This window comes from uncultured Victivallis sp., from assembly GCA_944389935.1.
Taxonomy (GTDB): Bacteria; Verrucomicrobiota; Lentisphaeria; order Victivallales; family Victivallaceae; genus Victivallis.
Genome location: CALXOE010000007.1, coordinates 57414 through 69685 on the forward strand (window position 1 = coordinate 57414; position 12272 = coordinate 69685).

Annotated in this window: 8 protein-coding genes; 2 read left to right on the forward strand and 6 right to left on the reverse strand. The window is 59.0% G+C overall.

All coding sequences use genetic code 11. The features are described 5' to 3' along the window. Positions 1-57: 57 nt before the first annotated feature. The 4 genes from Q0J85_RS03895 to Q0J85_RS03910 are packed head-to-tail and all read right to left on the reverse strand — an operon-like array spanning position 58 to position 6071. Entirely contained in the window at positions 58-669 is a 612-nt protein-coding gene (locus Q0J85_RS03895; protein WP_294478402.1) for a type II secretion system protein, read from the reverse strand. Positions 670-723: 54 nt separating this feature from the next. Next, positions 724-2160: an NPCBM/NEW2 domain-containing protein gene (locus Q0J85_RS03900; protein ID WP_294478403.1), complete on the reverse strand. Its 1437-nt coding sequence runs from the start codon at positions 2158-2160 to the stop codon at positions 724-726. Between the two features lie 2 nt (positions 2161-2162). Next, a complete protein-coding gene (locus tag Q0J85_RS03905; RefSeq protein ID WP_294478405.1) occupies positions 2163-4340 on the reverse strand; it encodes a hypothetical protein in 2178 nt (725 codons plus the stop codon). Positions 4341-4358: 18 nt separating this feature from the next. After that, positions 4359-6071, reverse strand: a complete 1713-nt coding sequence (locus tag Q0J85_RS03910) for an acetylxylan esterase (RefSeq protein ID WP_294478406.1) — start codon at positions 6069-6071, stop codon at positions 4359-4361. A 258-nt stretch (positions 6072-6329) separates the two neighbouring features. On the opposite strand from Q0J85_RS03910, the gene Q0J85_RS03915 reads away from it, so the two are divergent. Further along, positions 6330-7136: an AraC family transcriptional regulator gene (locus Q0J85_RS03915; RefSeq protein WP_294478407.1), complete on the forward strand. Its 807-nt coding sequence runs from the start codon at positions 6330-6332 to the stop codon at positions 7134-7136. 12 nt (positions 7137-7148) lie between these two features. On the opposite strand, the gene Q0J85_RS03920 is transcribed toward Q0J85_RS03915, so the two are convergent. Further along, a complete protein-coding gene (locus Q0J85_RS03920) occupies positions 7149-8318 on the reverse strand; it encodes a hypothetical protein (protein ID WP_294478408.1) in 1170 nt (389 codons plus the stop codon). A gap of 387 nt (positions 8319-8705) precedes the next feature. On the opposite strand from Q0J85_RS03920, the gene Q0J85_RS03925 reads away from it, so the two are divergent. Beyond that, positions 8706-9263, forward strand: coding sequence for a zinc ribbon domain-containing protein (locus Q0J85_RS03925; protein WP_294478409.1), 558 nt, complete (start codon positions 8706-8708; stop codon positions 9261-9263). Between the two features lie 58 nt (positions 9264-9321). On the opposite strand, the gene Q0J85_RS03930 is transcribed toward Q0J85_RS03925, so the two are convergent. After that, a complete protein-coding gene (locus tag Q0J85_RS03930; protein ID WP_294478410.1) occupies positions 9322-12255 on the reverse strand; it encodes a hypothetical protein in 2934 nt (977 codons plus the stop codon). Between the last annotated feature and the right edge of the window lie 17 nt (positions 12256-12272).

Consider the following 12272-nt stretch of genomic DNA (forward strand, 5'->3'; position numbering starts at 1 on the left):
GTTCTTTTCATGCTTTTCCTTGTTTTATTCACCAGAGAATATGTTTTCCGGTGAAATTCAGTAATCCTTGCGGCTTTTCCAGTCACAGCCGGAAACAAATCTGAAATTCGCGACATGGCCATCCAGAAATCCCACGTTATAGGACAGATAGTGTCCCAGGGCAGAAAGAGCCTTGCCGGGATTCGCCTGCTCTGCTCCACGGTCTGCCATCAGAAAATATTTGGACGGCACCCGAACCGAAGTGATCTTCACGACCGTCGGGAATTGCGACATCCCGCTCCCGTTCCATTTCCAATCGGCTTTTCCCCATACGTAGCTCGTTGCAAGCAGGCCATTAAAATTGTCTTTTAAGGATTTCCAGTATTCATTATCGGCGGGACAGTGAAAAAGAACCGGTTGGTGATCCTGTCCCCCTGCGACAAGCAGTTGATAACTGACCTCATAGCCGAGATAAATGTTGTCCACATTCTGTTTATAACCGGCACAATAATCATCATTGGAGTTAGCATAAAGAATATTCGCGGTCATCAGCTGCTTCAACTGCGAGATGCAGGAGGTTATATTCGCTTTTCCCCGGGCTTTGTTGAGCGCTGGCAGCAGCATGGAGGCCAGAATGGCGATGATCGCTAACACGACGAGCAATTCAATAAGGGTGAAATTTCTTTTCATATTGTCCTTCCTTTCCTGGTGGATGTGAATTTTGAATTAATGGAATTCCGAATATTATGGTCTGTTTCCTGTTCCAGCCTCCTCTGTTTCTCCGTCCGGTGCCCGCAGCGACCAGAATTCCCGCATCATGATTTTCCCATTTTTCCTGAGTTCTGCAATCGGAGAATGAAACTCCAGTTCGGTAAACTGCCGCGCTACATAAACATGGCTCGGGAACTCCGCTTCCGGCCCGCCCGGCGGAACCTCCATCGTGAGTAGTTCGCCTGAAGCCAGGCGGGCCCGGATGGTCTGCCGCGGTCCCGGACTTTTGCGTTCCACGCTCTCCAACCGGTCAAACGGGATATCGGCAACCCGCAGAAAAGCGGAGTTTCCGTCGTTTATCCAATACTGCGCCGCTTCCGCCGGAGCGTCGGAGTGCCGGGTGGAACCGGGCAGCTCCAGTTTATCGATGCTTTCCGTCGGCAGGACCGCAACGCTCCAGATGCCGCACGGCCGGGAGAAATCCCCGAGGTTGTGCAGAATGGTCGTCACTTCCAGCCGGTCGCCGCCCGGCCGCAGATGGAACCGGTATTCCGTTTGCAGCAGGAGGAAAAGGCTCGGGCGCGAGATCAGGATGCACTCGCCCTCCTCGCCGAAGCGGAGTTCATACGGCCCGAACAGATGCAGGTCTTCGCCGGGCAGGAAGTACCACGCCGGTTCCGAACGGGCGAAGCGGGTGTGCTGCCGGTAATAGCTGCGTCCGCGCCGCAGATCCGCCGGCAGCGGATGCCGGGGCTGCTCGAGAACATTCTCCCCGCCGGCCCGCCGGAAACCGACCAGCCTGCCGCCGAACGAGGGCACGATCTCGTATTCAAGCACCCCGTTGCCGATCCGGAGAGCAGGACGCTCCCGCCAGACGAACGGTTCGACTTTGACCTCTTTCCAAGCCGGAAGCGGCGGCAACGGCCCCGGCGGCAGCTCGCGCACCATATCGGCCCGGTTGCGGCAGCGGACCAGATGCTCCTGAAACGCCGCCCGGTCACGCACCCGGAAATACGCATCGGCGAAACACAGCGTCTGCGCCCTGTAGTCCGGCCCGTACTGCACGGAAAGCTCCAATTGCCGCGCCCCGGCCAGCGGAACGGAAATCCGCCGGCGCGGCGCTTCACGGGTGAAGCGGATGCTCTCTTTCAGCTTCCGGTCCACGATGATATCCAGCCGGACTTCATCCCGGTATGCTTCTTCATCGATCCCCGCTTCGGCGGAAAAGGAGTCCGCCATACCGCCGAGATCGTAGACCAGGCTTCCGTAGGAATCGACGCAGACCGCGTCCGCGACCTCCCTTCCCGCCGCGCCCAGCGTCACGCCGCTGCGGAAACTGCCGTTGCGGATTTCGCCGTCGCAATACGGCACTCCCGCCATCGGAACGCACTCCCCTGCCGCGCAGCCGGAAAGGCCGCAGCAGACTGCCGTCATCACCGTTAGAAGAAAGAGGTTCCGTTTAATCGACATTTTCACTCTGCCGTGTTCTGGGAGCCGTTTTCCGCAATAACCGCCCGCCACGCGCCGATGCCGTTCGTGCCGACATAAAGCCGGTTGCCGTCGTGCGGATCGAGCGTCAGGCGCCATGCCATGCCCTCGCCCGGCATGTCGCTGAGTCTCCGGTAGCTTTTTCCGGCGTCCTCGGTCAGGTAGATACCGGGAACGTTGGTGTGGCTTGTCCACCATGGAGCTGCGACCGCGACGAACCAGCGGTCGGGATTTTTCGGGTCGATCGCGATTCCCTGGCACATCTCCATGCCGGGCAGCGAAGCCTTCGAAAAACTCTTTCCCGCATCGCGGCTGACGAGAAGCCCCTTGTTGGTTCCCACCCAGAAGACGCCGGGAGCCTCGGGAAGGGCCTCAATGGTCCGGACGGCGTATTCTTTGAGCGCCTCCCCGCCGATTTTCCGCCACTGCCTCTCCTTGCGGTCGCAGTGATACAGCCCCTGATCCGTTGCGGCATAGATGTTCGTGCCGTCGGTGACGAGATTCGGAAGAATCGTCCAGTTGTCGCCGAAGAGCTTGCCTTGCGGCAGGCCGGGAGCAAAAACCTCCCATTTTTCGCCGCCATTGCGGGTATAATAGACATTTCCAGACATTTTCGCATTGCCGCCGCACGCGACAAGCAGTTCCGAATGATCGCCGGAGAGTGTGACCAGTCCGGTCAGGAAACTGCCCAGCCGGGGGATTCCCTCGGAGCGGTTCTCCCAGTGCAGACCGCCGTCGGTACTGGTGTAAAAGCCGTTGACGGTCGGATTCTGCCAGTCGATGGTCATGGTCAGCGCCAGTTTGCGATGATCGTTTTCGGCGATGAGCAGACGACTGGTCTCGTTGATGAGCATGTCGCCGGTTTTCTTGTCATCCCGGAAGGGCCAGAAGAAATTTTTGCCGCCGTCGGTGCTTTTGAACAGCCCGAGATCCGCGGTGTTTACGTAAATGGTCTGCGGATCGACGGGATCCACGGCGACCTGATAGACGCAGAGCGTATTGATCCCTTTCGGACAGGCGGTGAAGTGTTCTCCTCCGTCATCGCTGCGCCAAACCGTGAAGAAGTCGCCCAGATAGATCCGGTCCGGATTCACCGGGTCGAACGTGATTTCATAAACGCCATTGAGCGAACTGAATTTCGTCCATTTCCGGGCATCCATGTACCAGTCCGCCGGGTAGCGGAGCGCCTGCCGGAAATTCACCGCGGGCTGTACCCAGTTCTTTCCGAAATCATCCGTGTAAAAGAGATGCGCGCCTTCGCCCGGCACGGTCGCCCAGATGCGCGGTTCGCGGCCCGGCTGGAATTTCACCTGATGAAAACGGGTCATCTCCTGCCGCACGGGAAGAGCGCGCCAGTTTCTGCCGCGGTCTTCGGAAAAGAGGATTCCTTCCTTTCCGCAGTTGGCCAGCAGCCAATCCGCCCGATAGACGGCACGATCCAGGCTGGTCACACTCTGTTCCAGCAGGCGGTTCCAGCTCTTTCCGCCGTCGCGGCTCTCGTAAAGACCGCCGCTGCGGTTGGAGTCCAGCGGCAGTTCCCGTGCCGAAACGAGAAGGCGATTCGCATCGTCCGGGTCGGTCAGCACGTTGGTCAGGAATTTGTCTCCCAATCCCACGAACTCCCAGTTGTCGCCCGCATCGGAGCTTTTCCAAAGCCCCTGATGGAAGGTCGCCGCATAGAGCGTGCCGTCCGGCGCGAAATTGAGCCGGTTGCCCCAGTCTTTGCCGGGTGTACCTTCGCCGGGAAAGCCCAGAATTTTCCGTTCTTTCCAGCTTTCGCCGCCGTCGCTGCTGACCATCACGGCGCCGGGATACCAGAATTTCCACGCCCAGGGAGCATTGCCGACCGCCGCCACGAGCCGGTCCGGATTTTTCGGGTCGATCACCAGGTCGGAGACACCGTAGTGGGTCTCCCGGAAAAAGCCGCGATTCTTCATAACCCAGCTTTTCCCGCCGTCGTCGCTGCGGTGAATGCCGCCCTTGTCGGAAAGGCAGTAAACCCGGCCCGCACGGTTCGGATCGGTCACGATCCTGCCGATATAGCCGCCGCCGTCGAGATTGAGACGCTCCCAGCGGCAGGGAAGCTCCGGCGCCGGGGCGGCTGCATTGACCGCCAGACCGCACATCAGGCCGGCACCGACAAGGAGGAGAGTGTTTTTCATCTGGTTGGAATCCTTTCGTTATTTCGTATAGGTGTGGCGGGAAGCCGTGTCGTGGTTGTAGCCGGGATACCAAGCGTGGTCCAGCCCCTGATACATGGTCATGGAGGCCTTGCCTTTCAGGTTGTTGAAAAGTACCCAGACACCCGAGGGAGGACAAATCCAGTCCGAGAGGCCCGCATGTGTGATCGTGACCGGACAACTGACCCGCGACGCGAAATTCACCGTATCGTAGTAGCCGAGGCCGGGAGCGTAATCCGGCCGCCAGCCGCGCAGCCGCCCGACTTCGACGCCGCCGAGGTCGCAGAGCCACGGAATACCGATTTCACAGCCGGTGATCCCGTCGGAAAGTGCCGCCACCGCCATCGTCTGGAAGGCGCCGTGGCTGCCTCCCTGAAGGTAAGTTTCCTTCCCGTTCCATTCCGGCAGGGAGCGGGCGAACTCCAGCCCCCGCAGATTGCGCAGGATCATGTTCTTGAAATAGCAGGTATCCGGCTGCCGGTTTTCATCGTTTCTGAAACCATAACCGTTGAGTTCGCCCTTTGCCAGATCGCGGTAATACTCCGGTTCGCGGCCGTTTTCGATGCCGTGGGCGTTGATGAAAAAGTGAATCGCATCTTTCGATTCGATGACTTCCGCGCTTTGCACGCCATAACCGTGGAAATGAAGATACAGCGGCAGAGAACCCGGCTTCGCATCTTTCGGAACTGTCAGGTAGCCGGAGACCGGACGCGTGCCGACGGCGGCAACCTTGATGTCATAAACCCGGGAGATTTCAGTTTCCCTGACGAGCTTCTTTTCCTGCACCCGCATCGGAACAGCGGCCAGCTCCGCCTTCGCCTTCAGCCAGAACGCATCGAAGTCGGCCGGTTCTGGGACGCCCTGCTTGAGCGCTTCCGGAGCGACGCAGGCGCCGAGGCCGAACTCCACCGGGCAGGAGCGGTTCGCCCAGAAGCGGTTGACGGTTTTCCCGTCCCGGTCGAGCAGCACCGCCTTGACCATCACGAAGCCGGGTTGATCGAGCGAGGTGCGGCAGACAGCCGGAACGCCCGGCTTCGTCTCCATATCGAACGTCTCCGTTCTGCCGTCGTCTCCGTACCGGGTGATGCGGAGCTTTCCCGCCGCCGGCCTGCCGTCTTCCTGAAGCAGAAAGAAGAAACGCATCTCCTCGCCGGGCCGGTACCGGACATCGGTACGGTCGGCGTAACCGGTGACCGTGCAGGCGGCATAATCCGGCAACACTTCTTCGGTGACGGCGATATTGCGGAAACGGGCGGTTCCGACAACCCAGTCGAGCCCGAGCACGATCGCCGCCGACTTCAGGTTTTCCGGGACCTTGACTGAAACCCGGCGCGTCGTCCAGTCCGCCGAACCGGCCGAGGTGGAGACCTGCGGCATATCCCGTCTGCCGTTTTCATCGACCAGCTTCAGCGCCAGCCGGACGCCGTTCCACGGGTGCGGTCCGGGAGAAACGTTCACTTGGGAGATTTCACCGGAGAGCGTCACCGTCTTCCCCGCCAGCAGCGCGGGATCGACCGGAATGTCCACGGTATTTTCGCCGATGTCAGACGCCGAAAAATTCAAAACTGCCGTGTCCCCCTCTCCGGTGAAATACCGGCCGGCCCCCGGCTGAACCTGCTGCGTCAATTCCGGCTGATAAAGTTTCTCACCGGCCGAAAGTCCCGCCGCGGTCAGCAATACAGCCAGAGGAAATGAAAGAAAGGATTTCTTCATGTCTCAACTTTCCTGTTTATTTTATGGCAAATGATTCCGAAAAAACAACGCTCGATATCAATCCATCGTTTTTTGCTTTATTTTACGTCTTTTGAATTTTTATTCAACAAGTGCTACTTTAATATTATGACCTGATATCGAGCAAAAAACAAGGGAAAAGGATTGTGTAATATGGTAAATGAAAATACGTTTTCTGGCATTGACATTCCGACCCGGATCGTTTTTCGCTCCAACCGGAACTGCAATGACAGAATCGGAATGGGAATACAGAATAAACCGGAACCGGGTGACCGGATTACGACTCCGACCAGCTTTTCTTTTTTCTCCGTTTCCTGGCTGGCCCGCGGAAGCGGCTGTTATGAAAACAGCATCGCGGGACAGCGTTATCCGCTGTGCGCCGGTTCCGTTTTCCTGCGCCGGCCGGAGCTGGAGCACCTGATCCGGGTGGACGCCGAAAGCGGCTGGCTGGAATATTGGCTCCATCTCGGAAACTTCGCATGGCCGTTCTTCCGGAACTATCTTTCGCTCCGCGACGATAACCTGACCGGATATTTCGATCCGTCCCCGGAATGGTTTGCCCGTTTCGACATGCTGATGAACCGGCTCGAAACCGCGCCGGAAGATGCGCTGCTGGAGTGCGCCATGGAGCTCTGCACGTTCGCGGCCGACTGCGTCCGGCAGACCCGCGGCGGCGGCGAGGAGGAGGATATGATTCATCGCGGCTGCGAATTCCTCGGCACGAACTTTGCGGAAAACCGCGATCTGCACGCTTTCTGCCTCAAAAACGGCTGGGGCTATGAACGGTTCCGCAAGCTTTTCACGGACCGGATCGGCATCTCCCCGAACCGTTACCGGATTCAGCGGCGGACGGCGGCCGCCAGATCGCTGCTGGCTCAGACCTACCGTTCGATCGAGAGCATCTCCCGTGAACTCGGCTACTGCTCCGTATTCGATTTCTCCGCCAAATTCAAATCCTACACGGGGCTCTCTCCTTCGGAATTCCGCCGGAAAGCCCAGGCGCCATACCGGGATTTCTTCCACACCCCCCTGAACCTGATCAGATAAACGGTGGGCTGATCACTTCGGTGGCGGGCCGGTTCGGACGAGTTTGCGGCGGCAGCTGGCGCAGTGGCCGGTCAGGAGAAGAAAACGCCAGGCGGCAGGAGAATTCCACCGGCTGTTGCGGCTGCCGCAGAACGGACAGCGCGTCACGATACGCCACCTCCGGCGCAATGCAAACAACGCGAGAGGGTAGCCTGCGCCAAGAGCAATCGCGCCGAGCCCCCATGCCGCCGCCCAATCCCAATTCGCTTCTTCAGCGCAGATCCAGGCAAACACGACAGCCGCAGGAAGTAATAAATAAAAAACATTATCAAGCCTCCGGATCGCGGTGTAACGGTGGAGGAGTTTTTCCTCCATGAGTTCTGGCTGTTCCGGTTCAACCGCGGTTTCCCGGATCGGACCGCCGCAGTGCGAACAGTTCCCCGTGACCGCCGCCAGCGCGTGATCGGGTTCCCGACCGCAGTGCGGGCAGCGATGAGCCGGATCGGGATCGATTCCGCGATAGTCGTCGTCGAGATGCCGGTTCAGACGGTCACACTTCCGATCGATCCACTCCACCAGTTCCGGCGCCGCCCGCTGGAATGCAACTGCGGCAAAATAGAGCGCAAAAACCAGAACTCCGCCCGCGGTGATAATCCACGTGCCCGCTTCCACGGATCCCGTCTCCGGAAAAGAAGAACCGAAATAAAACGATCCAACCCATACAATCGGAATTGCGCACAACAGGAAGCTGCCGACCCGGACGGCCACTGTTCCGACGGAAATCGCTTCTTCCGGGTCGCGCACCCGCAGCGATTTTTCGTCCGTCGGCAGCTGATAGCCCGGAAGAAGACTCCGCGAATCGCGGGCAACGACCCGGCAGCACTTCGGGCAGCGCCGCAGCGCCGGGGAGAGACTCTCCATCCTCGCACCGCATTCCGGGCAGCGCGGAACCGGCAACGCCAGGCGGAAAATCCACAGGAAGAGACGCGGCAGCACCAGCGCCGCACACAGGATGACGGGAGGAAACATCAGCCTCGAGAGCGGTCCCAGCGTCGACGCCAGAAACGGCCAGGCGATAAGCCCGAAAAGGGAGAGAACGATTCCGAGCCCGAGAGTGAAATACAACCACACTTTCACGAGCAGTTGATTGCGCTTGTTCAGAATCCGGAGCAGTTCGGTGATCTCACAGGTCTCGGAAGCCATTTCACCCTCCTTTCCGCATCATCGCAAATGCACATGGCAGAATATACACCCATCGGTATGCGGTTGTCAAGCTTTCTTTCTTTTTCGACTGGAAATCTCGACGAACGTGATCTATATTCTTCAAGAAGAATCCGCAGGATCACGCTTGGCTCGAGGTCATCCCGGAGAAGCGGTGATGGATTGTCATTTCTGCCGCGCCGAACCGGAAATGTGTCTGCGACACGGAGCGTGTTCCGGCACGCGAAATACAATTCCCACTCACGCGATATTCGGATTTTTCAGGCGGTTTTCTATCAGAAAAAAGTGGAAAATTTGTTTGGAAGTGGACACCAGCAGTAAGGCCTTTTGAATCGAATCCATAAATCAAAGGAGAAAGGACAGATTCTCATGGCGACGTTTGAATTCAAATGCAAACATTGTTCCCAGAAGATGGAAGCCGACGAAAGCATGATCGGCCAGACGGCGGAATGTCCGGCGTGCGGCCAGTCATTGCAGATCGAAAAACCGGCATCGCCCGAATCACCGAACCGGAAATTTCTCCCCGTTGAGGACAAAAATCCGCTTCCGCCCCCTCCCGCCAGCCGGAACTCCGCATCTCCCGGAAAAAGCGTGCTCCTGCTTCTGGTCGGCGGTATTCTTCTGGTCAATCTCCTGCTGCTGATCGTGACGGTCTGGCCGAACTCCTGGGAGTACAAGGCTGTCAAAGTGCGGGGAAACCTGACCAAATATGAAAAACTCGAAAACTTCTTTCCCAAAGAGTTGGAAGAAGAGAGCTTGACGGGAACGATCAATCTGTATTTCGGGAAATGGGAACTGGTCGGAACCGTGACAGAGATCGAAACCGTCCACCCCAACTTCGGCAAAGAGGATTATGTCACGGGAATTCAGCCGAACACCCGTTCATCCGGAACGATTCTGATTTTCCGCCGCCGGAAATTGTTCTGATCCGGAAAACCCTCTCCACGTCCGGCCGGAAATCCCGGCCGGATGGCGGGAGCGGAACTCATTCCGCGTAGAGAATTCTGACGTTCCGGACCAGAAGATCGATCTCCCGCCGCGTCGTGTTGAGTCCGAACCGCAGCATACGGATCGAAGCGGGGTCGAAATCGTGCTGTCCGAACGAAACGGTGCGGGTCTCCCACTCCGCCCCCGGACTCGCCGCCTTGAGGAAATAGGCGGTGCCGACCTCCTTTTCCGTCCCCGGAACTGCCATCACGAGCATCTGGCGGATATCGTATGGAGGAACGGCTTTCGTTTCAAACGAGATCCCGATCGCTCCGGCAAGTGACTCCTCCGGGAGGTGCAGCACGTATTCCGGATAGAACCAGCGGTCGTTGACGGTGGGAGCGAAACGGGCCGAAAAACGGATCGCCTTTTCGGCCTGATCGAACGAAATCTCCATTTCTCCAGAAGCATTCTTCCGCCAGTTTTCCGGACGGAGCGCGCCGGAGAGTTCGACACGGCGGGTCGTCCGGTCGAGATTTGTGTAGCAGGTGAGCGGAATCAGCAGCGGAGAAACCGGCTGCCCGGAAAACGTTCCCTCCGCCCGGAACGCCCCTTTGCGTCCGGAATCGATCTCCGGAGTGAATTTGAGGAGGTACTCGGCCCGGCCGGATGCGGGAATGGCGCACTCCGCGGGCAGTCCGATGAATCGCCCTCCGGAAAGTTCGATCGTGCCGGACTGCTCTCGCCCGGAGAGATTCCAGACGATGAGTTTCAGAAAAACGTTCTCGCGGCAGATATCGGCGGATTCCCGGTCGATCGAGAGCGTGAAATCATTCGAGAGTTCGGTCTGAAAGACGATGGAACGGTTGTAACGGCTCCCGTCGGCGTTTTTGCGTTCCGGCGAACGCGGCGGACGGCGGGTCGGCTCAAGTCCGGAGAGCCCGGAGAGAAACGCGGGCATCCGCGTTGAAACCAGCTTCAGTACGCCGTTCTCCGGCCGGACCTCAAACGGCGTGCCGAAAACGTTGCGTCCGCGATAGAGCTGCTCCCCCGCGGCCGGAAGTGAAAACGACTCGTCCCGTTCGCCGGTCCGCCTGAATTCTTCGCTTGACGGTTCGGTGTCGAGCTCCGACTTCGTCCAGTAGACAAGCGTCCGGGTCCCGTCCGGCTGGCGGTAGAGAAATCCGCGCACATCGGGATTGCCGAGATCGATCTCCCCCTCAAGCTCGGCGTTTTCAAGTTCGGCAGTGAGGTTCGAGTATGCGATCAGGGCGGGCTTGGCGGTGAAATCCCCCCGCATGAGTCCCCAGTCTTTGCTGCCGCCGTTCTCGGTGTAGGGAGACAAAACGAAGAAGAAGTCGCGGTCGAATCCCTCGAACTGAAGCTGAATCATCGCTTTCGGCAGAAACTCCGCTACGAGCATCTCCTGTTCCGGGCTGTGCGCTTTCGCCCCAGCAATGCAGCTTTCGAGCCGGGCGGGTCCCTCGGCGCGGCAGCCGTTCTCCGTCATCCAGACCCGGCGCGCCTCGAGACCGTACCGGCGCAGAAATGCAAACATGTTCCGGGAGAGTTCCGGATACTCCGTCAGCGACCGGTAGGAGTGGATCGCGTAGATGTCGAAATACTCTCCGGCCGCGTTTTTCATGAGGGTTTCGCTGTATGGACTCAATTCAGTCTTGGCGATTCCGGCGATGGAGACGGGCAGTTTCGCGTTTCCGGCCTTGTAGCCGAGATAGGCGGCTTTCAGCGCGGAAGCGTAGTCCCAGGCTCCCTCGACGGTGTAATAGATGTCCGGTTCGTTCCAGAACTCAAACGCACCGGCCGTCCCGCGAAACTCCACGGCGAGTCTCTTCGCGTAGTTGTAGACCGCGGCGAGATCGCGCGGAAGCGCGGAAACCGTCGTCGCCGATTTCGCCCAGCCCGGAGCATTGTGATACATGCCGAGAATCGGGATTCCCCGTTTGTGCAGCAGTTCGGCATTGGTCTTGTACTGTCCGAAGCGGAAGTCACCGCGGCGCGGTTCCGTTTCGCTCCAGCTCAGGCGGTAGCGGACCATCGCGGCGCCGGAACGGTACGCGAGTTCGGAGACGGTTTCAAACCCCTCCTGCGGGTGACGGCTGTTCCGGCTGTCGGCACGGGCGAGCCAGCTCTGCGCGGAGTCGAGCGCAAAAAAACTGTCGGGATTGCGTTTCCGGTTTGCGGGATTCGCAACGACACCGAAACTGCGCTCCCCGGAAAAAGAGACCCCTCCTTTCCCCTCAAATTCCAGCGTGTAGTAACCGCGCGGAAGCCGGTTGAGCCGCAAACCGCCCCGCGCCGGCCACTTTCCGGTTCTGATCAGATTGCCCTGACTGTCCCGCAACGTCCAGGAAGCGGGTGCCGGAATACCGTCGAGCAGTGAGAACGACAGCGGTTCCGTCTCAAAGAACATGGTTCCGGGGGCTGCGGCGACGACGACGGCGGCGGCATCGAATTCTGGCCTCCACGGCCGGCTGCTGAGCACCTCGATGTTGCGGAGGCGGTAGGAGAGGCGGTTTCCGCCCGGATTGGCCCCGATCTGAATGGTTGAGACCCCGGCGGGATCGATCTTCGCCTCTTTGAAGTTGACCGCGACCTTCTGCCACGAGCCGTCCGGTTTCGGCAGCGCGTAATTCGGGTGCCCGTCCATCATGAGAAAAACATGGCGGAATCCCTTTGGATCAGGATCGAATTTGATCTCGAAACGCAACTCTTCCGCATCCTCGAAATTCTCGACGGGTTTCCGGAATGTGAGTTTCTGGTAACACCAGCGGTCGACTCCGGCGGGGAATTCGGCCTCGATCCGGACCACGCCCTTTCCGCCGGACGTGATCCGGCTCTCCCCGGAGCTGTGCGCCTGAAACCGGGCCGGATCGTTCAACCCGGCCGACCACGGCAGCGGGCGAAGCCCATCCGCCGCCGCCGCCAGAATTTCCGCTGCAACAACCGCAGCCAGAATGCAGATTCTCTTCATGATGTTTCAAACACCGA